We start from the raw sequence: 20,208 nt of genomic DNA, 5'->3' as shown, positions 1-20,208 counted from the left end.
GTGGATGTATTGCATATGAAAACCCTGAAAAACTGGACCGTTGATACGCAGTCGGCAAACCATCTGGAACTGCTGGTCGATAACCAGCACCGCCTGTGCCTGTATGTGCTGGAAGAGAACCTGTTCCGCGTGCTGATCAAACGCAAAGGCGAGCTGGCGCTGGACCGCACCTGGAGCATCGCGCCGGAAAAAGACGTGCCGTGGGAAGGGCGCCGTCGTGACGATATCAGCGGCTTCACCTGCCCGACCTGGACGCTGACGCAGCAGGACGACACGTTAACCGTGGCAACCGAACAGCTGCGCGTCACCGTGCACCAGCCGCTGTGGCTGGAGTGGCACTATCGCAATGACGCGGGCGAGTGGCAGCCGCTGGTCAACGACCGCCCCACCAGCGCCTACCTGCTGAACGCCCACGGCGACGGCGTGGCGCACTATCTGAGCCGCCGTAAGGACGAGCGCTTCTACGGCCTGGGCGAGAAAGCGGGCGATCTGCAGCGCAACGGTAAACGCTATGAGATGCGCAACCTCGACGCCATGGGCTATAACGCCGCCAGCACCGACCCGCTCTACAAGCATATTCCTTTCACTATAACCCGCCGCGACGACGTGAGCTACGGCCTGTTCTACGACAACCTGAGCAGCTGCTGGCTGGATTTGGGCAACGAGATCGACAACTACCATACCGCCTATCGCCGCTGGCAGGCGGAAGCGGGCGATATCGACTACTACATTTTTACCGGCAAACGCGTGCTGGACGTTACCAAAGCCTTTGTTCGCCTCACCGGGAAAACGCTGTTCGGACCGAAATGGAGCCTGGGCTACAGCGGTTCGACCATGCACTACACCGACGCGCCGGACGCGCAAAACCAGCTGATGAACTTCATCCGCCTGTGCGAAGAGCACGCCATTCCGTGCGACTCGTTCCAGCTCTCCTCCGGCTATACCTCCATCAACGGCAAGCGCTACGTCTTCAACTGGAACTACGACAAGGTGCCGCAGCCGAAGGTAATGAGCCAGGCGTTCCACGACGCGGGACTGAAGCTTGCGGCTAACATCAAGCCGTGCCTGCTGCAGGACCATCCGCGCTACAACGAAGTGGCGGAGAGCGGCCTGTTCATTCGCGATTCGGAAACCGATGCACCCGAACGCTCCAGCTTCTGGGATGACGAAGGCTCGCACCTCGACTTTACCAACCCGCAGACGGTGCAGTGGTGGCAGAACGGCGTCACTACGCAGCTGCTGGAGATGGGCATCGACTCGACCTGGAACGACAACAACGAATATGAAGTGTGGGACGGAGAAGCCCGCTGCTTTGGCTTCGGCAAGGAGATCGCCATCAAGCATATTCGCCCGGTCATGCCGCTGCTGATGATGCGCGCCTCGCTGGAAGCGCAGCAGCGCTTTGCGCCGGAAAAACGTCCGTATCTCATCTCCCGCTCCGGATGCGCCGGGATGCAGCGCTACGTTCAGACCTGGAGCGGCGACAACCGCACCAGCTGGGACACGCTGCGCTATAACATCCGCATGGGGCTGGGCATGAGCCTGTCCGGGCTGTTCAACGTCGGCCACGACGTCGGCGGTTTCTCCGGCGACAAGCCGGACGCCGAGCTGTTCGTGCGCTGGGTGCAGAACGGCGTGATGCACCCGCGCTTTACCATTCACTCGTGGAACGATGACCACACCGTCAACGAGCCGTGGATGTATCCGGGCGTCACGCCTGCCATTCGCGGCGCGATTGAGCTGCGCTACCGCCTGCTGCCGTATCTCTACACCCTGCTCTGGCAGGCGCACGCCGACGACGAGCCGATGCTGCGCCCGACCTTCCTCGACCACGAGCGCGACGCGCAGACTTTCGAAGAGTGCGACGACTTCCTGCTGGGCCGCGACCTGCTGGTCGCCAGCGTCGTTGAGGCCGGACAGCGCGAGCGCAGGGTCTGGCTGCCGGATAACGAAACGGGCTGGTACGATTTTTACACCCACGCTTGGTATGCGGGCGGACAATCGATCGTCCTCGATGCGCCGCTGGAAAAACTGCCGCTGCTGGTGCGGGCCGGAGCAGGTCTGCCGCTGAGCGAACGCGTCACGCATGTGAGTGCCGAAAAAGATACGGCACGCGAGCTTAAGCTGTTCCCGGTGAAAGGCGTCGGCACAACCTCCGGGCTGCTGTTTGAAGACGACGGTGAAAGCTGGGGCTACCAGAACGGCAATGCGCTGTGGGTGGATTGGGAGATGGTGTGCGACGGCGCAACCATCAACCTGAAGGTGAACGCGCGCGGGGATTATCGTCCGGCGTGGAAAGCGCTGAAAGTGTCGTTACCGGCGGGGGAGAAACGCAAACTGCTGGTGAATGGGGCTGAAGGGAGTGAGTGGGTGCTCTGAACATTGCCGGGTGGCGGCTTCGCCTTACCCGGCCTACAAAGTCACCCGTAGGCCCGGTAAGCGAAGCGCCACCGGGCTTCTTTTAGCCGTCGATACCTTTGCTGCGCAGGTAATCTTCGTAGTTACCGGTGAAGTCCACCACGCGCTCTGGCGTAATTTCGATCACGCGGGTCGCCAGCGAGCTGACGAACTCACGGTCGTGAGAGACGAAGATCAGGGTGCCCTGATACATCTCCAGCGCCATGTTCAGGGATTCGATCGATTCCATATCCAGGTGGTTAGTCGGTTCGTCCATCATCAGGATGTTTGGTTTTTCCATCATCAGCTTGCCGAACAGCATGCGGCCCTTCTCACCACCGGAAAGCACTTTTGCCGGCTTCTTGATGTCGTCCTGGCTGAACAGCAGACGACCCAGAATGCTGCGCACCGCCTGCTCGTCGTCGCCTTCCTGCTTCCACTGGCTCATCCAGTCGAAGACGGTCAGGTCATTCTCGAACTCATATTCATGGTCCTGCGCGTAGTAACCAATCTGCGCGTTTTCGGACCATTTCACGGTGCCGTTGTCCGGCTGCAGTTCGCCGACCAGGGTTTTCAGCATGGTGGATTTACCCACGCCGTTGGCGCCCAGAATGGCAATCTTCTCCCCCACTTCCAGCAGCAGGTTGAAGTTTTTAAACAGCGGGCCTTCATCGAAGCCTTTGGTAAGAGCTTCCACTTCCAGCGCGTTACGGAACAGCTTCTTGTCCTGCTCGAAGCGGATGAACGGGTTTTGACGGCTGGAGGCTTTAACCTCTTCCAGCTTGATTTTGTCGATCTGACGCGCACGCGAGGTTGCCTGACGCGACTTAGAGGCGTTGGCGCTGAAGCGGCTGACGAAGGACTGCAGGTCAGCAATCTGCGCTTTCTTCTTGGCGTTGTCCGCCAGCAGGCGCTCGCGAGCCTGGGTGGCCGCGGTCATGTACTCGTCGTAGTTGCCCGGATAGACGCGCAGCTCGCCGTAGTCCAGATCCGCCATGTGCGTACAGACCATGTTCAGGAAGTGACGGTCGTGCGAGATGATGATCATGGTGCTGTCGCGATCGTTCAGCGTCTGCTCCAGCCAGCGGATGGTGTCGATGTCCAGGTTGTTCGTCGGTTCGTCGAGCAGCAGGATGTCCGGGTTAGAGAACAGCGCCTGTGCCAGCAGCACACGCAGCTTCCAGCCTGGCGCAACTTCGCTCATCGGGCCGTAATGTTGTTCAACGGGGATCCCCACGCCCAGCAGCAGCTCGCCCGCACGCGCTTCCGCAGAATAACCGTCCATCTCGCCGTACTGCGTTTCCAGATCGGCCACCTTATAGCCATCTTCTTCGCTCATTTCGGCCAGCGCGTAGATGCGATCGCGCTCCTGCTTCACTTCCCACAGCTCCGCGTGCCCCATGATCACGGTGTCGAGCACGGTGAACTCTTCGAAGGCGAACTGATCCTGACGCAGCTTACCGATGCGCTCGTTAGGGTCGAGCGAGACGTTGCCGAGGGTCGGCTCCAGATCGCCGCCGAGGATCTTCATAAAGGTGGATTTTCCGCTACCGTTGGCACCAATCAGGCCGTAACGGTTGCCGCCGCCAAATTTGACGGAAATGTTTTCGAACAGCGGCTTACTGCCAAACTGCATAGTGACGTTGCTGGTAACTAACACGGGGAGATTCCTGCGAAAAGTGTGATAAACACGGCATTATGCCACAATTCCGAATTGAGATCCCGTGTTGCGGCAATCCACTAAACTTTAACAAAATCGAAAAAAATGTGATTTCGTACACATCTGAATTCCCTGTTAGCGGGAATGCACATATAATGCGCTCCCATCACAGATTCAGACTTATCAACTCATCGCCAGAATGGCTTAGATACCTCGCACAACATGAACATGAAATTAACAACGCTTTTTGCGGCGGCGTTAGCCGTAGTAGGTTTTTGTAAGACCGCGTCTGCGGTGACGTATCCCCTGCCAACAGACGGTAGCCGTCTGGTAGGCCAGAACCAGGTTGTGACGGTACCAGAAGGTAACTCTCAGCCGCTGGAGTATTTCGCTGCGCAGTACCAGTTGGGCCTGTCTAACATGCTGGAAGCAAACCCGGGCGTTGACCCGTATCTGCCAAAAGCGGGTACCGTGCTGAATATTCCTCAGCAGCTGATCCTGCCGGATACCGTTCATGAAGGTATCGTGATTAACAGCGCCGAAATGCGTCTGTATTACTACCCGAAAGGCACCAACACCGTTATCGTGCTGCCAATCGGTATCGGCCAGCTGGGTAAAGACACCCCGATGAACTGGACCACGAAAGTCGAGCGTAAGAAAGCGGGCCCGACCTGGACGCCGACTGCCAAAATGCACGCGGAATACATCGCTGCGGGCGAACCGCTGCCAGCCGTAGTACCGGCAGGCCCGGATAACCCGATGGGTCTGTATGCTCTGTACATTGGTCGCCTGTACGCTATCCACGGTACTAACGCCAACTTCGGTATCGGCCTGCGCGTGAGCCACGGCTGCGTGCGCCTGCGTAACGATGACATTAAATTCCTGTTCGAAAACGTGCCGGTCGGTACGCGCGTGCAGTTCATCAACGAACCGGTGAAAGCGACCTCTGAGCCAGACGGCAGCCGCTACATCGAAGTGCACAACCCGCTGTCCACCAGCGAAGACCAGATCAACAACAACGAAGTCGTCCCTGTTACGCTGAACAGCGCGGTACAGGCGGTGACTTCTCAGCCTGACGTAGAAACGGCGATTGTTGACCAGGCCGTGCAGAACCGCTCCGGTATGCCGGTGCGTTTGAACTGATAGAGAAGCATTAAAAAAGCGGGCCTCGTTGCCCGCTTTTTTTTACCCGTTATTCACGATCACAATCCCGCCGTGGTCGTACCGATAGTGACAGTGGGCATACTCCAGCGCTGTGCCATCTTCCAGATAAATGACCTGCTCCACCTCCAGAACCGGATCGGTTTCCTCGCAGACCAGATGCTCCCTGTCCAGCGCGCTGGGCTTAAGCGCCCGCACCACCCGATACGACCCCATAATTTTCAGCCCCAGCGTCTCCTGCACGTACTGGAACACTGAACCTTCAAGATGGTTTTTCGTCAGGCCCGGCACCAGATTCATCGGCATCACCGTGGAATCCAGCGACATAGGTTCACCGTTCAGCAAACGCAGGCGAATGAAGTCATAGATCGGCGCATCGGCATTGATCATCAGCGACGCCTGCTCTTTCTCGTTCGGGAAGCGCAGCTCAAAATGCACCACCTGGCTGGTTACCTTGCCCAGGTGTTCCCAGGTTTTAGTCGCGCCGAAGTAGTCGCTGCCGGAGAGATCCCACTGCGAGAGCTGGAGGAAGTTTTTGCGGATAAACGTGCCCTGGCCCTGACGGGTATAGACCAGACCTTCAACGATCAGCTGGCGCATCGCCTGCTGAATGGTCATCCGGCTGGTGCTGAACTCCGCCGCCAGCGCAAACTGGTCCGGGAGCGGTTCATTGGCGGCGTACTTCTGGCTGATAATGCGTTTCTTGATTTCCCGCGCTATGGTGATGTACTTCGCCGCCATCGTCCTTCCTTTCAGTTAGTTTTCTATCCCGCTGTTTTTCAAGGCCACTCGCTCGGCAATTTTGAGGAAAGGCAGGTAGAAGAATACACCAAATACGATGATTGCCAACTGCACCACTACCGCCCGCCAGTCCCCTGCCGTCGCCAGCCAGGCGCTGAGAATCGGGGGCGTGGTCCACGGGATCATCACCACGCAGCGCGACATTAATCCCAGCGTGGTACAGAGCCAGGCGACGTAAATGCCTATCGCGGGCAGCAGCACAAACGGGATCATCAGCGGCAGGTTAAACACAATCGGCAGGCCAAAAATCACCGGTTCGTTGATGTTAAACAGGCCCGGCGCCAGCGACAGACGCGCCACCTGCTTCGCCGACTTTTGTCGGGAGAAGATAAAGATGGCAATCAGCAGCGAGATGGTGCTGCCCGTACCGCCCACCATGCCAAAGGTCGGCACGAAGATGTTGTTGATGATGTGCGGGATCGGCTGGCCGTTGGCGAAGGCCAGCATGTTCTCGTTGGTGTTGATCAGCAGGAACGGCTCCAGCACCACACTGTTAACGACTGACTGATGAATGCCGAGCGTGAACAGGAAGTTACCGAAGCTGTAGATGAAAATCGTCCCCGGCAGGCTGGTGTTGATTAGCCGCAGCGGCTGCTGGATAAAGGTCGTAATGAGATGGATCAGGTCCGTATGCAGCACGTTTGCCAATATCGCCGCCAGCACCGCGAACAGGGAGAGCGTGAGGATCGTCGGGATCAGCGCGGTAAAGGATTTGCTCACCGCCGGGGGCACATTTTCCCCGAGCGATATGTGCAGCGCCTTCAGGCGCGAAATAGCGATAAACACTTCCGTTGAGAGCAGCCCAATCAGCACCCCGGCGAAAATGCCGGTGGAGCCGATATTGGCGAACGTCAGCACCTGCGTGACGTTCACCGCAGCGTCGCTGCCTGCGGGCGTAACCTGTAAGCGCATCGGCATCATGATGATAAAACTGCTGACGGCGATAACCACTGCCGAGACCGGATTGTCGAAATCTTTGTTGCGCGCCAGTGACCAGGCGATCATCGGGGCTAGCAGCAGCGCGGCGATGTTCAGCGTGCCGTTGATAATCGCCTCGCCCCACACCTTACACTGCGCGAGCGTGTCGCCGTGAAAAATCCACGGAAATACCACGTTGTTCACCAGCACCGCCAGACCGGCGAGGATGAAAATGGGCATCACCGTGGCGAAGGCGTCGCGCAGGGAGCGAAGGTGCACCTGGTTTGCCAGGCGCGCCGAGAACTCTACAAATTTATCGACAAAAGACTGCATGTGCGGTGTTATTTTTGTTTCAGACATAGCGGATATTTCCCATCAATCAGTCACAAAAACGGCCCGGCAGCGTACGGCTTACATCTCGCGTCCGTTGGTATGGATAACCTGTTTTAACCACGCGTAGCTCTTCTTCGGCACGCGCTTCAGGTCTTTCAGGTCGTGGTTTTCACGGTTGACATAGACCACGCCGTAGCGCTTACGCATATCACCCTGAGAGCTGAGAATGTCGATCAGGCCCCAGCCGAGGTAGCCGATAACTTCTGCTCCGTCTTCGAACATCGCCTCTTTCATGGCATTGATATGCGCCCGGTGGTAGTCGATGCGGTAGTTGTCCTCAATCGGGTTCACGCCGTCCCAGGACTCAATCACCCCGATGCCGTTTTCGATCGGGAACACCGGCAGGCGCCAGTCGTTGTAATAACGGGTAATGATGGTGCGAAAACCGAGCGGGTCGATCTGCCAGTTCCACTCGGTGGCTTTCAGGTACGGATTGTTTTTCTCGCCGTGCAGCAGGTAATAGTTCACGGGAGTGCCTTCCGGGATCGCATCGCTGTCCAGCGTTTTACTGGCGTAGTAGCTGAAGGCCATATAGTCGTTTTTGGTGCGCGCCAGCAGAGCTAAATCTTCAGCGCGGTAGATATCGCCGAAGCCCTCCTGCTCCACCACCGCCATCACCGCCGGGCTGTAGCCCTGCCCGGCAAAGACGCGCAGGAGGTTCTGGTTGAGGAACTCGTCGTACTGCTGGGCGCAGAAAATATCGCGCGGTTTGCAGGTGGCCGGGTAGATCAGCTGGTGCGCCAGCATGCCACCCATCAGCTGGCCCGGTTTGGTCTGGTGCAGGTATTCGGTCAGCGACATGTGCGCCACCATGGTGTGGTGCTGCAGCTCGTACAGCTCGCGCAGGGTTTTCTCGCCTTTCATGTAGCCAGAAATGCGAAACGCTTCCGGCATATGGAAGATGTTCTGCTCGTTGAAGGTCAGCCAGTACTTCACGCGATCGCCATAGCAGTCGATCATCTTTTTGCCGTAGCGGATAAAGGCGTCCATTACGCGGCGGTCGTTGAAGCCGTTGTACTCCTGCGCCAGCGCCAGCGGCATATCGAAGTGGTACAGGCAGATCATCGGCTCGATGCCGCGGGCGATGAGATCGTCGATAAAGCGGTCGTAAAACGCGATGCCTTCGTCGTTGAACGGGCCGTCTCCCAGCGGGCAGACGCGGCTCCATGAGATCTGGAAGCGGTAGCAGTTCATCCCCAGATCCTGCATCAGTTCGAAATCCTCACGGTAGCGGTGATAGGAGTCGGTCGCCACTTTCCAGTCGGAGATATTCTCCCCGGCTTCACGAATGTCGTACACCGACATCCCCTTTCCGCCCTCATTCCAGGCACCTTCCGTCTGCATGCTCGATACCGAGTTGCCCCATAAAAAGTTTGCCGGCAGCTGATTGTTCATGGTCCCTCCCTATATGACTGGTCATTTAAAAATTCATGACTAGTCATATAGGTGAAGATGGCATGTCGATCAAAGCGGAGGATCGTTTTTTGTGAGGCATGTCGGAAAGAAACGTCGGGCAGGAAATGAATCGCGCAAACCCTGTTATTGAAGCCGGTGCCTTAGCCTATGCAAAATCACATTTCCCGCTCGTGCCGCTGGCTGGCCTCATAAAATCACTATTAACTTAATGAGCACGAACCACGGCCCAGGCCGGAAAATAAAAATCTTAACTCTATCAAATGGAAAATGACGCTCATGAAGATATCTACTGGCCGTATCGCATTCGCTCTCAGCTTAGCGCTGCCATGCTCAATGACTTACGCGGCAACGGTGTATACGGGTGATAAGGTACAGGGAGTGCCGGTCATCTCGACTCTGGATGTATCAGACCTGACAGCAGGACAACATCGCTTCATGTTCGAGGGGGTTGAGACAGGAACGGGACAGCGCTGGTATGTACCCATCATGGTGGCAAAAGGGAAAACGGACGGGAAGAAAGTTCTGCTGCAGGCGGGCGTCCATGGAGATGAGCTAAACGGAGTGCGCATCGTACAAAAAGTGATGGAACAACTGGACCCTGCAAAAATGAACGGCAGCGTTATTGGCATTATTGGTCCAAACCGCTCTGGCCTTGAAAGGGTCTCCCGGACATGGTCCGTTTCAACCGATGGGGGTGAGACGATCGACTACAACCGCGTGCATCCGGGAAAAGAAACGGGTAACCCTGCCGAGCGTCAGGCATGGATGATGTGGAATAACGTTTACAAGGGAAATGTCGACCTGGCAATTGACTATCACACCCAGTCTACCGGAACGGCTTATCCGCTGTTCATTTATGCCGACTACCGCAATGCGGATGCCCGGACTATTGCAGAACTTTTTCCGGCAGATCAAATTAAGAAAGATCCCGGTGAAGCCGGCTCAATGGAAACCACCTTTATTCAAAATGGTATCCCGGCGATAACGGCCGAGACGGGAGAGCCGAGGATTTACCAGCAGGATATGATTGCCCGGGGTGTAGAAGGTGCCCGCAATGTACTGATCCATTATAAGGTGATTGAAGGCAAAATCGGCGCAACCGCCAGCAGCAATAAAACGTATATTGGTAATGCTATCAGTTCAATACGAGCGACCACGGGTGGGTTTGCGGAAGTATTCGTTAAGCCCGGCGATACGGTAAAAGCAGGGCAAGAAGTCGCCCTGCAGCGAAATGCATTCGGTGATGTTGTCGCGAAGTATTCAGCAGAGCGGGACGGCAAAGTACTGTCAGTTGGAACGGATGTAGTAAGAGAACCCCGAGCCCTGCTGGTAAGAGTCCTTGAGCAAAATCCAGCGGCAACCTGCAAAGACGGTTGCTGATTTCCGCCAGAGCCCATCGTTGAATCAGCAAAAGCATGCTCAGTGAAATAAGCCGCTTTCGCCGATTGCTGTAACGATGGGCAAAGAAATTTAAAATCACCTGATGGAAAAGGTTACTGTTGCGCCAGCTGATTGCGGCGATATTCCCCCTGACGCTCCAGCATCCAGCCAGGGTATTCCCGCGGCAGCGCGCTCACCGCATCAAGCTGTTTGAGCTCGTCTTCGCTTAAGCGGATCCTGGTCGCTGCGATATTGTCGTCCAGCTGTTCGACGCGTTTGGCCCCGATAATCACGCTGGTCACGGCTTTTTGATGCAGCAGCCAGGCCAGCGCAATTTGCGCGACTGAGACGCCCTTGCTTTCGGCGATAGTGCGCATCACGTCCACGCAGTCGAAGGCGCGGTCTTTATTCACCGGCGGGAAGTCGAACTCCAGACGGCGACCACCGGCTTCGCTCTGCCCGTCGCGGCCATATTTTCCGCTCAGCAGGCCGCCTGCCAGCGGGCTCCAGACCATCAGCCCGACGCCTTCGCTCTGCATCATCGGCACCAGCTCGCGCTCAAGATCGCGTCCGGCGATGGTGTAATACGCCTGGAGGGATGCGAAACGCGCCAGTCCGAGACGCTCGGAAATGCCCAGCGCTTTGGCAATCTGCCACGCCGCCCAGTTCGAGACGCCGATATAGCGCACGTGGCCGTGCTGCACCAGGTTATCCAGCGCATACAGTGTCTCTTCAATCGGCGTGGCCGGGTCGAAGCCGTGCAGCTGATAGAGATCGATATGATCGAGCTGCAGGCGGCGCAGGCTCTCCTTCACGCTGCTGATGATGTGATAGCGCGAGCTGCCGCGCGAGTTCACCCCTGCCGTTCCGGTTTCGCCGAACACTTTGGTCGCGATCACCACGTTCTCGCGAGGGATTTTCAGGTTTTTCAGCGCCTGGCCGACGATCTCCTCCGAACGCCCTTCCGAGTAAACGTCCGCGGTATCGATAAAGTTGATCCCGGCATCCAGCGCGCGGCCCACCAGCTGTTCTGCTTCGCTTTGCTGGAGCTGTCCAATCTTGCCCCACATGCCGCCTTCACCGCCGAAGGTCATGGTGCCGAGGCAGAGTTCAGAAACGAACAGTCCGGTATTGCCCAGTTTTTGATAACGCATAAGATAATCCTCGCATGTCGTTTAAGGGGTACACGATAGTTATACCCGCCCCTCAGCCATCGCGAATGTGGTGTTCCTGTCCGTTTCTTGCCCAATCCTCTGAATTTATCCGCGCGGGGCGTCGCCAAAGACGCTGTAGTCCGGTAATTGCACCTGCTGATACGGTTCCCAGCCGCCGCCGAGCGCCTTGTAGAGCGCCACCAGATCGAGGGCGCTTTGCACCTGCGCCTGCGCGCGCTGCTGCTGGGCCTGCGCCAGCTGACGCTGGGCGTCCAGCACGTCGATAAAGCTGGCGATCCCCTGGCGGTAGCTGTCGCTGGCTAAATCGAAGGCGTTTTGCAGGGCATCAATGGTTTTCGCCAGGCCCGCCTCACGCTGCTGGTCGGTGCGATAGCTCACCAGCGCATTTTCGACATCGCCAAGCGCGGTGAGCACCGTCTGACGATAGTCCAGCACCGCCGCCCCCTGCTGCGCGCGCGCCACCTTCACGCTGGAGACCAGCCGCCCGCCCTGGAAGATGGGAATGGAGACCTGCGGGCCAAAGCTGTAGAAGTGGCTGCTCCAGTCGGTCAGCCAGTTGGTTTCGCTGTTGCGCAGGCCAAACTGCCCGGAGAGGGTAAAGCTCGGGAACAGCTCTGCCACCGAGACGCCAATTTGCGCCGTGGCAGCATGGAGGTTCGCTTCTGCTTCGCGCACGTCCGGACGCCGTCGCGCAAGCGTAGACGGAATGCCAGTCTGCACGATATCCGGCAGCGCGGGCATTGGCTGCGCGGATTGTAGTTCTGCATCCAGCGCCCCCGGCGGCTTGCCGAGGAGGATCGCCAGGCCGTTCATCGCCTGCCGCTCCTGCGCCTGATACTGCGGCAGTTGCGCTTCGAGGTTGCCCAGCTGCGCCCGGGCGTTTTCCACGTCCATCTGTGGAGACAGTCCGCCGCGCTGGCGGCTTTCGGTAAGATCCAGCGTCTGCTGCGCGCTTTTAATCTGGGTGTTCAGCGTGGCGATAATGCTCTGCGCCCCGCGCAGCTGGAGCCACGCGCGCGCCACTTCCGCCTCCAGCGACACCAGCGCGTCGTTACGCTGCTCGATAGCGGCTTTCTGCTGCGCTTCGGCGGCTTCCACCTGCCGGCGTACCTTGCCCCACAGGTCGATTTCCCACTGGGCGTCGAAGCTGCCCTGGTAGAGGTTGATCGGCTGCGTCAGGGGGCCTAACGCGCCCCGCAGCTCAGGATCGACATTATCCAGCTGGTCGTACACGCCGTGGGACTTCAGCTCCCCTTCCAGCCCGAGCTGCTGGCGCGTCGCCTGCAGATTGCCGTTCACCGACGGGTAAAACGCCCCGCCCGCCTGGTTAATCTGCTCACGCGCTCCGGCGATGCGCAGCACCGTCTGCTGCAGCGTCAGGTTCCCGGCGATGGCGCGCTCAACCAGGCTATCTAACTGCGGCGAACCGAAGGTTTTCCACCAGCGCGGGTTTGTCGCGGCGGAGGTCGTCTGCGATTTTACCCCGCTGTCGACCTTATCGTTCCAGTGCGTGACGGCAGGGGGTGCGGGCGGCTGATAGTCCGGCCCGACGGCGCAGCCTGCCAGCAGCATCATTATCATCAGGGGGTGTAAACGTCTGTGTATCATCAATGTGCTCCTGCACTCCCCTCGCTCTTAACCGGCGAGAGCAACAAACAAAACGGAATCAGTAACAAGGCCACGGCGCTCAGGATGGTAAAGACGTCGATGTAGGCCAAAAAGCGCGACTGCTCAATCATGGTCTGGTACATGCGTCCGGTGGCAATCCCGGTGGGGTCCCCTACCTGGGTGGTGAAGTTCTGGATTGCCTGGGCGCTTTCGCGTATTGCCAGCTGGAACTGCTCGTTAAACGGCGAGGCGTGGTACGCAAGGTGCGCACTGTGCGCCTGAGACCGTTCGGTGATGGCCGCCGTCGACAGCGAGATCCCGACCGAGCCCGCCACGTTGCGGAACATGGTGAACAGCGCCGCCGCGTCGGCATTCAGCCGTCTTGGGATCGAAATAAAGGCAATGGTGGTCAGGGGCACAAACAGGAATCCCAGCCCCAGCGACTGGGCGCTGCGGAACAGCACCAGCGTCTCGAAGTCGATATCCGGGGTCAGCGTGCGCGACCAGAAGAACGACACCGCCAGACAGGTAAAGCCAAAGGCGATAATCCAGCGCGTCTGTACAACCGGCATCAGCTTCAGCACCAACGGAATAGTCAGCACAATCAGCACCGCCCCGGGCGACAGCACCAGCCCGGACCAGGTGGCGGTATAGCCCAGGTCCTGCTGCGCCAGCTGCGGGATCACCACGGAACTGCCGTACAAAATCATCGCCATCCCCGCCATCAGCAGGCTGGAGATGGCAAAGTTGCGGTCCTTCATGCAGTGCAGATCCACCACCGGCTTTTTGGCATACACCAGCCAGTAAATGGCACCGATAATGCCGATTAGCGTTAACACCGCGAAGGTACGGATAAAGTTCGAGTAGAACCAGTCCTCATCCTCTCCCCGGTCAAGCATCACCTGCAGGCAGCCAAGCCCTAACGCGATCAGGCCGATCCCCGTCCAGTCGATACTCAGCTTCTCTTTTGATTTGCTCTCCCACGGCGGATCTTCCAGCAGCTGGTAGATCGCCAGCACCGTGACAATCCCCACCGGAATATTGATAAAGAACACCCAGCGCCAGGAGTAGTTGTCGGTGATCCAGCCGCCCAGCGTCGGGCCGAGGACCGGTGCAACAATAATCGCTATGGATGAGAGCCCAAACGCTTTGCCCCTGTCCTCCGGCTTGAAGTAGTCGAGCAGTACCGACTGCTGCGTGGGCTGCAGCCCGCCGCCAAAAAAGCCCTGCATCACGCGGAACAGGATGATCTGCCACAGCTCGGTGGCAATCCCGCACAGAAACGAGCAGACGGTAAACATGACGATGCAGATCAGGAAGAACTGCTTGCGGCCGAACACGCGGCTCAGAAACGCCGAGATGGGCAACACGATGCCGTTCGCGACCAGGTAGCTGGTTAACACCCAGGTGGATTCGTCATAGCTGGACGAGAGCGAACCCGCCACGTGGGGCAGCGCCACGTTGACGATGGTGGTGTCCAGAATTTCCATAAACACCGCCAGGGTGACGACAATCGCCACCGCCCACGGATTGCTGGCGGGCTTCCAACTGTCATGGCTGTGATCCGTCATTCCACCGTCACCTTCGGTGCAACCGACAGCCCCAGTGGCAGCGGTTTGTTCGGATCGAGGCCTTTATCAATCACGATTTTGACCGGCACGCGCTGCACAATTTTGACGAAGTTACCGGTGGCATTTTCTGCCGGGAAGGCGGAGAAGCGCGAGCCGCTGCCCTGCTGGATACTGTCAACGTGGCCCTCAAGCGCCATATCCGGCCACGCGTCGACGGACACGGTGACCTTATCGCCCGGCTTCATGCGCTCAAGCTGGGACTCTTTGAAGTTCGCCACCACCCACACGTTCGGCGAAACCAGTGAGAACAGCGCCGTTCCCGCCTGCACCAGCGTGCCGGGCTGCACGTTGCGTTTGGTGACAAATCCGTCGAACGGGGCGCGGACTTCGGTGTAAGAGAGATTCAGATTGGCCGTTTCAAGCTGCGCTTTCGCCTGATCGACCTGACGCTCGCGCGCTTCAACGTTGGTTTCCTGCTGGCGGATTTGCAGCTGTACCTGCTCTGCCACTTCCAGCTGCGCCTGGGCGCTGGCCAGCCCTGCCTGGGCGCTACGCAGCTGAGCGTTCGCGGAATCAATGCTTTGCTGGGTGGTTGCCCGCGGGTCGACGCCGCGCTGGCGACGGTACTCCGCCTGTGCGTTAGCCAGATCGGCCTGCGCTTTCAGCACCTGCGCTTTGGCTTCGTCACGCTGGGCGGGATACTGGACTTTTGAAAGCGCCAGCTGCGCCTGGGCCTGATGCAGCTGCGCGATAGCCAGCCCAAGCTGGGCCTGGGCCTGATCGCGCTGCGCGGTGGTATCTCGCGGATCGATGACCACCAGCAGATCGCCCTTTTTCACGCGCTGGTTATCACGCACGCGCAGCTCGGTGACGTAGCCCGCCGTTTTCGGGGCAATCGTCACCACGTCGCCGTCGGTAAAGGCGTCGTCGGTCGTCTCTTCGTTACGGGTTAAAAACCACCAGATCAGCGCCACGACGACCATTACCACGACGACAATGCCGAGGATAATTAACGGTTTCTTGCCCGGGCGCTTACGCTCATTATTGTTTTTGTCCTGCTCGTCAGCAGGCGGGTTTTGATCTTCAGCCATAGTTCAGCAACGGTCCTGTCAGTGAGCGGCATCACACTATGCCGTTCACTAAAGCTAGGACGTTGCTATACGTTTGCCAGGAAAAACTGACAAATTGCGCACTATATGAGAAGGAATATTCCGAAACCGATCGCCGCGGCCCAAACCAGCATCGGAATCGACCAGATGTGGAAACGCCACCAGATACGACGATCGTTGGCCATGCGCAGGGCAATCAGGTTTGCCAGCGAGCCGGGCAGCAGCCCAAACCCGCCGATGTTCACCGCCCAGGCCAGAAGCGTGTCCGGCGGAACGTAGTTGAGCAGCAGAATGGTGGAAGGCACGTTGCTGATAAACTGCGACAGGCCAATCGCCGTCAGCCACAGCCCTGCCTGCGGCAGACTGCTGACGCTGTGCAGAACGGTTTGCAGCACCGGGAGCTGAATAAGCAGATGCACGTCGATGAACATCGCCATAAAGACCAGCAGCAGCGTCCAGTCCACGCTTACCAGAACGCGACGCGCCAGGACGACAAAGCCTGCGGCAACGAGCAGGACGCCCGCCAGCTCATACTTCAGCTCCAGCGCAAACAGAAAGACGATGTATAACCCGAGGCAGCTCCACACCAGACGCGGCTGCCACTGCGGGCCCGTTGTGCCGCTGTGGTACTGCAGTTTTTTGTCAGGAAACGCAAACCAGCATACCGCCAGCAGCGACAGCATCATCACCAGCGCCAGAGGGGCCATCTGCCAGGTAAAGGCGGCGAACGAGAGCCCGGAACGTCCCCAGAGGAGGATATTTTGCGGATTGCCGATTGGCGTCAGAAGTGAGCCTGCATTGACGGCGAGCGCTTCAAAGATGATCAAACGGCTGACCGGGATCTCGCACAGCTTACGCAGCGTAAGCGTGAGGGGCACGATGATAAACAGCGCCACATCGTTGGTCAGAAACGTCGACAGCACCGCGGCAGAAAACACCATAAACAGGGACAGCCTGCGTTCGGTGGCAAAGCGGCGAACCATTTTACGGCCAAGAACGTCAAAGTAGCCGCTCAGCTCGACCCCTTTGGTGAGCATCATCAGGCCGCTCAGGGTAATGATGGTGCGCCAGTCAATCGCGGCGGGCCAGGCCTGCGGCGCAAACGGCACAAAGAGGCTTAACCCTGCGCCAATGAGTAATAGGAGATGGAAGAAACGATCGCGTGCCAGGGCCTGCAGTCCAGGGATTTTCATTCAGCGGAGGGACCATATTTGAGGGTAAATTCGCGAAACTTCACCAGCGTCTCTTCGCTGACGTGGTGTTCCATGCCTTCCGCATCCCGGCGGGCAATCTCCGGGCTGACGCCCAGCACCAGTAAAAAATTCTCGACAAGCTGATGGCGCTCGCGGCTCTCCTGCGCGAGTTTCTCCCCCTCCGGCGTCAGAAAAACACCGCGCCAGGGGATCATTTCAATTAAGCCCACGGAGGCCAGGCGTTTTAACATTTTAGCGACAGTTGGCTGTGAAACCCCCAGCCTGGCGGCCATATCGACCTGGCGCGCTTCACCAACCTCACGAATCAGATCGGAAATGAGTTCAACATAATCATCAATCAGTTCACGCCGGTGCGCTTCACGGACCTGGCGAAAACCTTCGACATGTTCTTCAACATTCACCAGTTGCGTCGTTTTCCTCATTGTCGGATGACCTGCGCGACGGTTCATTGTACTTCCTCAGTGGGGTGACGCTTCCAGCGCCCGGTTTCGAGAGCGCACATTGTAAACCATAGCTCTGCAAGCACAAAAAATTAACGAAATAGCCATAGCTATACAATATAGCCTGTGCTATATCTGTATGTAATGCAGTCACCCTTCATGGATCGAAGGGATCAAAACTCAGGAGGTCTTATGAATGAATTCAAGAGGTGCATGACCGTGTTTACCCACTCCCCCTTTAAAGTGCGCTTAATGCTGCTGAACATGCTGTGCGATATGTTTAACAACAAGCCGCATCAGGACGATAAACCTTCCAACTAAGCGGCGTTGCGGTACGCCGCTTCATTTTCCCGTCACATTCTCGCTGTAAACTGGCTTTCAGCCGCCTTATTCCCGATCTTTTTTACGGATTTGCAATCCCCTTCGCAAAACATCTGCTTAGCAACTGTTGATATTCTTTAGCGCTCGCACTATCTTCTTGCAGCCCTGCACAATTTGCGGCTCGCTGAAGCGGACCCTCATTCCCTCTCCACGCACTGTCAGGCAGGTTATGACCCTTGACGCCAGGGTGAGCACATGGCGTTTTCATCCATGATAGTGACCTATGAATGTAACCCTGATAGATACCGTTGTTACCCGCAGCCGGGCCTTAAGCCCGTGGACGGGTTTTTACTTTTTGCAGTCATTACTGATTAACTTTGCGCTGGGTTATCCCTTTAGTCTGCTCTACGCGGTAGCCTTCACCTGCATTCTGCATGTGCTGTGGCGAGCCGCCCCGCGCGTGCAAAAAACAGTAATCGGGATCTGTTCGCTGGTTGCTGCACTCTATTTCCCGTTCGGTCAGGCTTACGGCTCGCCAAACTTTAATACCCTGCTGGCGCTGCACTCGACCAATATGGAAGAGTCGACGGAGATCCTGACGATCTTCCCGTGGTACAGCTATGTGGTCGGGCTTTTTATCTTCGCGTTGGGCGTTATTGCCATCCGCCGTCAGTCGGGCGAGAAAAAATCCTGGGGTAAGATCGAAATACTCTGTCTGGTGTTCAGCATTGCCGTGGCGTTTGTCGCCCCCATCCAGAATATTCCCTGGGACGGTAAGTTAAGGCTCATCAATATCGGCTATCCGGTTTTCCGCTTCGTTAAAGACGTTGTTGTAAATAATAAAGAGGTTCTCGACGAACAGGCGCGCATGGCTGAGCTTTCCAATATGAAAGACACCTGGAACGTGCTGGCCGTTAAGCCGAAATATCACACCTATGTGGTGGTGATTGGCGAAAGCGCGCGTCGCGATGCAATGGGGGCGTTTGGCGGCCACTGGGACAATACCCCGTTTGCGAGTTCGGTTAAAGGCACTCTGTTTACCGATTATGTCGCGGCCAGCGGCTCAACGCAGAAATCGCTCGGTCTGACCCTTAACCGAGTGGTAGATGGTAAACCGCAGTATCAGGATAATTTTGTCACTCTGGCAAACCGCGCAGGTTATCAGACCTGGTGGTTCTCCAATCAGGGGCAAATTGGCGAATACGATACGGCCATCGCCAGCATCGCCAAACGGGCTGACGAAGTGCAGTTCCTGAAAAACGGCGATTTTGAAGCCGACAAAAACACCAAAGACGAAGCGCTGCTGAAAATGACGGCACAGGTCTTCGCCACCCCGCGCACGCAGCCTCAGCTGATCGTCCTGCACCTGATGGGGTCGCATCCGCAGGCCTGCGATCGGACGGGCGGGAAGTACGCGGAGTTCCTGCAGTCCAAAGAGACCTCGTGCTACCTCTACACCATGACGCAAACCGACGATCTGCTGAGCAAGCTGTACGATCAGCTACGCAATACGGGCGACAGCTTCTCTATGGTCTATTTCTCGGATCACGGGCTGGCGTTTAAAGAGCGTGGTAAAGAGGTGCAGTATCTGGCGCACGATGACAAGTTCCAGCAGAACTTCCAGGTGCCGTTTATGGTGCTGTCGAGTGATGATAAAACGCATCGCGTTATTAAAGCGCGCCGTTCGGCAAATGATTTCCTGCAGTTCTTCTCGCAGTGGACGGGGATTACAGCCGAACAGATAAAAACGGCTTACCCGTTTGTCTCTAACAAGAAAGCTCCCCCAGTGTACGTTACCAACTTCAAGTTACAGAAAGTTGACTACAACCATCTGGGTACGGATATTTTTGATATTAAGAGTAAGTAGCGGTTCGATGCTCTCACCCTGGCCCACGGGGAGAGGAAAAAAGCCAAAAAAAATCCGCCACAGTGGGCGGATTTTTTATTTAATCACCGAAGTGATTAGAAGCGGTAACCTACGCCCGCGATCCAGGTGCCAACGTCAACGTTGCGGATACGGCTCTGCTCATAGGAGAAGTCCAGAGCAACGTCCTGGATTGGGTTGAACTGCAGGCCTGCGCCATAGGAGAAACCGTAGTCGCTGTTGCTTGCAGTGCGGCTTTCGCTCTGGTTTTCAGTCTGCTGGAATTTACCGTAGCCAACACCTACAACACCGTAGATGCTCGCCCAGTCATTCAGACGGTAAGCTGGACCAGCGGTGATACCGTAGTACTGGCCTTTGTTGTATGCGCCGTTTTCAGAACGATCTTTCTCGGTGTAGGTGAAAGAACCGATCACGCCCAGTGGGTTGTTATCCTGCTCGTAGCGATACTTCAGGTTGAAGCCGTTAGCTTTGTTCATCACGCCCTGATAGTCGCTCTGAGCGTAACCACCAGTAACAGTTGAAGTAGCAGCTACAGCGGTACCTGCGGAAACAGCCAGTACAGCGGCCAGTGCTGAAAGACATGCAATTTTTTTCATAACCACCTCAAATGTGCTTCAAGTAAGTCCGTAAGTTTTAAATATATCAAAAAAGTTTGCGAAACTCTTTGTGATTCGTGATGTCTAATGAAACCTTTCCTGTAACAGAACGTTTCCAGCCTAAGCTATCTCTTTCAAATCACATGCAATTTTCATTACTAAA

At 57.1% G+C, this 20,208-nt stretch carries 16 protein-coding genes; 5 read left to right on the top strand and 11 right to left on the bottom strand.

Annotated features, from left to right (window positions below; all coding sequences use genetic code 11):
* Positions 1-15: 15 nt before the first annotated feature.
* A complete protein-coding gene (locus tag ELK40_RS07445; RefSeq protein ID WP_127730153.1) occupies positions 16-2,379 on the top strand; it encodes a glycoside hydrolase family 31 protein in 2,364 nt (787 codons plus the stop codon).
* 82 nt (positions 2,380-2,461) lie between these two features.
* Here the strand turns inward: ELK40_RS07445 and ELK40_RS07440 are convergent, their stop codons facing one another.
* Entirely contained in the window at positions 2,462-4,057 is a 1,596-nt protein-coding gene (locus ELK40_RS07440; protein ID WP_127730151.1) for an ABC-F family ATPase, read from the bottom strand.
* A 222-nt stretch (positions 4,058-4,279) separates the two neighbouring features.
* Here ELK40_RS07440 and ldtB point away from each other — a divergent pair, with 222 nt between their 5' ends.
* Positions 4,280-5,200, top strand: a complete 921-nt coding sequence (gene ldtB, locus ELK40_RS07435; RefSeq protein WP_023335026.1) for a L,D-transpeptidase — start codon at positions 4,280-4,282, stop codon at positions 5,198-5,200.
* A 42-nt stretch (positions 5,201-5,242) separates the two neighbouring features.
* On the opposite strand, the gene ELK40_RS07430 is transcribed toward ldtB, so the two are convergent.
* The 3 genes from ELK40_RS07430 to ELK40_RS07420 are packed head-to-tail and all read right to left on the bottom strand — an operon-like array spanning position 5,243 to position 8,725.
* Positions 5,243-5,959, bottom strand: a complete 717-nt coding sequence (locus ELK40_RS07430; protein ID WP_111963850.1) for a GntR family transcriptional regulator — start codon at positions 5,957-5,959, stop codon at positions 5,243-5,245.
* Between the two features lie 15 nt (positions 5,960-5,974).
* Positions 5,975-7,297 (bottom strand): PTS transporter subunit EIIC, encoded by a 1,323-nt coding sequence (locus ELK40_RS07425; RefSeq protein WP_115874565.1) that lies wholly within the window; start codon positions 7,295-7,297, stop codon positions 5,975-5,977.
* 51 nt (positions 7,298-7,348) lie between these two features.
* Complete coding sequence (locus ELK40_RS07420) at positions 7,349-8,725, bottom strand: glycoside hydrolase family 1 protein (RefSeq protein WP_127730149.1); 1,377 nt, start codon at positions 8,723-8,725, stop codon at positions 7,349-7,351.
* Between the two features lie 297 nt (positions 8,726-9,022).
* Between ELK40_RS07420 and ELK40_RS07415 the strand changes: the two genes are divergently transcribed.
* Positions 9,023-10,126, top strand: coding sequence for a succinylglutamate desuccinylase/aspartoacylase family protein (locus ELK40_RS07415; RefSeq protein WP_111963927.1), 1,104 nt, complete (start codon positions 9,023-9,025; stop codon positions 10,124-10,126).
* A 113-nt stretch (positions 10,127-10,239) separates the two neighbouring features.
* On the opposite strand, the gene ELK40_RS07410 is transcribed toward ELK40_RS07415, so the two are convergent.
* The 6 genes from ELK40_RS07410 to mntR form a co-directional block, all read right to left on the bottom strand.
* Positions 10,240-11,280 (bottom strand): aldo/keto reductase, encoded by a 1,041-nt coding sequence (locus ELK40_RS07410; RefSeq protein ID WP_127730147.1) that lies wholly within the window; start codon positions 11,278-11,280, stop codon positions 10,240-10,242.
* Between the two features lie 105 nt (positions 11,281-11,385).
* Positions 11,386-12,909 carry an efflux transporter outer membrane subunit gene (locus tag ELK40_RS07405; protein WP_127730145.1) on the bottom strand — a complete coding sequence of 508 codons (1,524 nt, stop codon included), beginning with the start codon at positions 12,907-12,909 and terminating at the stop codon, positions 11,386-11,388.
* Positions 12,909-14,480 (bottom strand): DHA2 family efflux MFS transporter permease subunit, encoded by a 1,572-nt coding sequence (locus ELK40_RS07400; protein ID WP_111963845.1) that lies wholly within the window; start codon positions 14,478-14,480, stop codon positions 12,909-12,911. The genes ELK40_RS07405 and ELK40_RS07400 overlap by 1 nt, the downstream gene beginning before the upstream one ends.
* On the bottom strand, positions 14,477-15,571 hold the full coding sequence (locus tag ELK40_RS07395; RefSeq protein ID WP_127730143.1) for an HlyD family secretion protein: 1,095 nt from the start codon (positions 15,569-15,571) through the stop codon (positions 14,477-14,479). Before ELK40_RS07395 ends, ELK40_RS07400 begins: the two co-directional genes overlap by 4 nt.
* Before the next feature lie 101 nt (positions 15,572-15,672).
* Positions 15,673-16,782 carry an anion transporter gene (locus ELK40_RS07390; protein WP_127730141.1) on the bottom strand — a complete coding sequence of 370 codons (1,110 nt, stop codon included), beginning with the start codon at positions 16,780-16,782 and terminating at the stop codon, positions 15,673-15,675.
* Complete coding sequence (mntR, locus tag ELK40_RS07385) at positions 16,779-17,252, bottom strand: manganese-binding transcriptional regulator MntR (RefSeq protein WP_023310887.1); 474 nt, start codon at positions 17,250-17,252, stop codon at positions 16,779-16,781. Before mntR ends, ELK40_RS07390 begins: the two co-directional genes overlap by 4 nt.
* 183 nt (positions 17,253-17,435) lie before the next feature.
* Between mntR and mntS the strand changes: the two genes are divergently transcribed.
* Both mntS and ELK40_RS07375 read left to right on the top strand, forming a co-directional pair.
* Positions 17,436-17,564 (top strand): manganase accumulation protein MntS, encoded by a 129-nt coding sequence (gene mntS / locus ELK40_RS07380; protein WP_111963843.1) that lies wholly within the window; start codon positions 17,436-17,438, stop codon positions 17,562-17,564.
* A gap of 283 nt (positions 17,565-17,847) precedes the next feature.
* Positions 17,848-19,431 (top strand): phosphoethanolamine transferase, encoded by a 1,584-nt coding sequence (locus tag ELK40_RS07375; protein WP_127730139.1) that lies wholly within the window; start codon positions 17,848-17,850, stop codon positions 19,429-19,431.
* Between the two features lie 95 nt (positions 19,432-19,526).
* Here ELK40_RS07375 and ompX read toward each other — a convergent pair whose 3' ends face one another.
* Entirely contained in the window at positions 19,527-20,045 is a 519-nt protein-coding gene (gene ompX / locus ELK40_RS07370; protein ID WP_023310884.1) for an outer membrane protein OmpX, read from the bottom strand.
* Positions 20,046-20,208: the final 163 nt, after the last annotated feature.

This window comes from Enterobacter sp. N18-03635, assembly GCF_004006055.1.
In the GTDB taxonomy this organism is placed as follows: Bacteria; Pseudomonadota; Gammaproteobacteria; order Enterobacterales; family Enterobacteriaceae; genus Enterobacter; species Enterobacter vonholyi.
This window is presented reverse-complemented; position numbering and strand designations above follow the sequence as displayed.

Coding starts and splice junctions, on each gene's coding strand:
- ELK40_RS07445 (WP_127730153.1), top strand. CDS start 16: ATGAAAACCCTGAAAAACTGGACCGTTGATACGCAGTCGGCAAACCAT.
- ldtB (WP_023335026.1), top strand. CDS start 4,280: ATGAACATGAAATTAACAACGCTTTTTGCGGCGGCGTTAGCCGTAGTA.
- ELK40_RS07430 (WP_111963850.1), bottom strand. CDS start 5,959: ATGGCGGCGAAGTACATCACCATAGCGCGGGAAATCAAGAAACGCATT.
- ELK40_RS07425 (WP_115874565.1), bottom strand. CDS start 7,297: ATGTCTGAAACAAAAATAACACCGCACATGCAGTCTTTTGTCGATAAA.
- ELK40_RS07420 (WP_127730149.1), bottom strand. CDS start 8,725: ATGAACAATCAGCTGCCGGCAAACTTTTTATGGGGCAACTCGGTATCG.
- ELK40_RS07415 (WP_111963927.1), top strand. CDS start 9,023: ATGAAGATATCTACTGGCCGTATCGCATTCGCTCTCAGCTTAGCGCTG.
- ELK40_RS07410 (WP_127730147.1), bottom strand. CDS start 11,280: ATGCGTTATCAAAAACTGGGCAATACCGGACTGTTCGTTTCTGAACTC.
- ELK40_RS07405 (WP_127730145.1), bottom strand. CDS start 12,909: ATGATACACAGACGTTTACACCCCCTGATGATAATGATGCTGCTGGCA.
- ELK40_RS07400 (WP_111963845.1), bottom strand. CDS start 14,480: ATGACGGATCACAGCCATGACAGTTGGAAGCCCGCCAGCAATCCGTGG.
- ELK40_RS07395 (WP_127730143.1), bottom strand. CDS start 15,571: ATGGCTGAAGATCAAAACCCGCCTGCTGACGAGCAGGACAAAAACAAT.
- ELK40_RS07390 (WP_127730141.1), bottom strand. CDS start 16,782: ATGAAAATCCCTGGACTGCAGGCCCTGGCACGCGATCGTTTCTTCCAT.
- mntR (WP_023310887.1), bottom strand. CDS start 17,252: ATGAACCGTCGCGCAGGTCATCCGACAATGAGGAAAACGACGCAACTG.
- mntS (WP_111963843.1), top strand. CDS start 17,436: ATGAATGAATTCAAGAGGTGCATGACCGTGTTTACCCACTCCCCCTTT.
- ELK40_RS07375 (WP_127730139.1), top strand. CDS start 17,848: ATGAATGTAACCCTGATAGATACCGTTGTTACCCGCAGCCGGGCCTTA.
- ompX (WP_023310884.1), bottom strand. CDS start 20,045: ATGAAAAAAATTGCATGTCTTTCAGCACTGGCCGCTGTACTGGCTGTT.